This is a genomic window from Acidovorax sp. (assembly GCF_046341535.1).
Lineage (GTDB): Bacteria > Pseudomonadota > Gammaproteobacteria > Burkholderiales > Burkholderiaceae_C > Acidovorax.
The window spans coordinates 1-1,173 of the sequence record NZ_JBKDRI010000113.1 but is presented as its reverse complement, the minus strand read 5'-3'; the positions used below and the strand labels follow the sequence as shown (position 1 = coordinate 1,173).

The window sequence follows — 1,173 nt, the reverse complement described above, 5'->3', positions numbered from 1 at the left end:
CTTTTGACCCTGTTATGCAAATCCCCTACGAACTGGCCCTGGGCTGGCGCTACACCCGCGCTGGCCGCGCCACGCGGCGCAATGGTTTCATCTCGTTCATCTCGGGTGTGTCCATGCTGGGCATTGCGCTCGGCGTGGCGGCGCTCATCATCGTGCTGAGCGTGATGAATGGTTTTCAAAAGGAAGTGCGCGACCGCATGCTCAGCGTGGTCTCGCACATTGAAATCTTTGCGCCCCAGGGCGCGGCGCTGCCCGACCCTGCGCGCACCCTGGCTGAGGCGCGGCAAAACCCCAACGTGATCGGCGCTGCGCCGTTTGTGGCCGCGCAGGCGCTGCTGGCGCGCGGCGAGGACATGAAGGGCACGCTGGTGCGCGGCATCGACCCGGCGCTGGAAGGCGCGGTGACCGACCTGGCCGCCACCAATGACCAAGTGCTGAACCTGTTGGTGCCCGGCGAGTTCCGCGTGGTGCTGGGAGGCGAGCTGGCGCGCGCGCTGGGTGTACGGGCGGGGGATGTGGTCACGCTGATCGCCCCGGCCGGGCAGGTGACGCCTGCGGGCGTGGTGCCGCGCCTCAAGCAGATGACGGTGGCGGGCACGATTGACTCAGGCAATTACGAATACGACTCGGCCCTGGTGATGCTGCACCACGAGGACGCGCAGCGTATCTTCCGCCTGGAAGGGCCCACCGGCGTGCGGCTAAAACTCAAAGACCTGCACCAGGCCCGGGAGGTCGCGCAGCAATTGGCGCGGTCCCTCAGCGGCAACCTGCTGATCCGCGACTGGACGCAGCAAAACCGCACCTGGTTTGCCGCCGTGCAGCTCGAAAAACGCATGATGTTCATCATCCTCACGCTCATCGTGGCGGTGGCCGCGTTCAACCTGGTGAGCACGCTGGTGATGACGGTGACGGACAAGCGCGCCGACATCGCCATCCTGCGCACGCTGGGCGCCAGCCCGAAAAGCATCATGGGCATCTTTGTGGTGCAGGGCGCGATGGTGGGTGTGATCGGCACCTGCGCGGGCCTGCTGTTGGGCCTGGGCGTGGCGCTCAACATCGACGTGATCGTGCCTGCCATCGAACGGGCGCTGAACGCCAGCTTTTTGCCCAAAGACATTTATCTCATCAGCAAGATGCCCAGCGAACCGCAAAGCAGCGACATCGTGCCCATCG

Annotated in this window: 1 protein-coding gene; it reads left to right on the top strand. The window is 65.3% G+C overall.

The window, feature by feature from the left end; all coding sequences use genetic code 11:
- Positions 1-14: 14 nt before the first annotated feature.
- Positions 15-1,173: lipoprotein-releasing ABC transporter permease subunit (locus ACK543_RS08015; RefSeq protein WP_409942320.1), on the top strand; the 1,159-nt coding region annotated here is incomplete at its 3' end.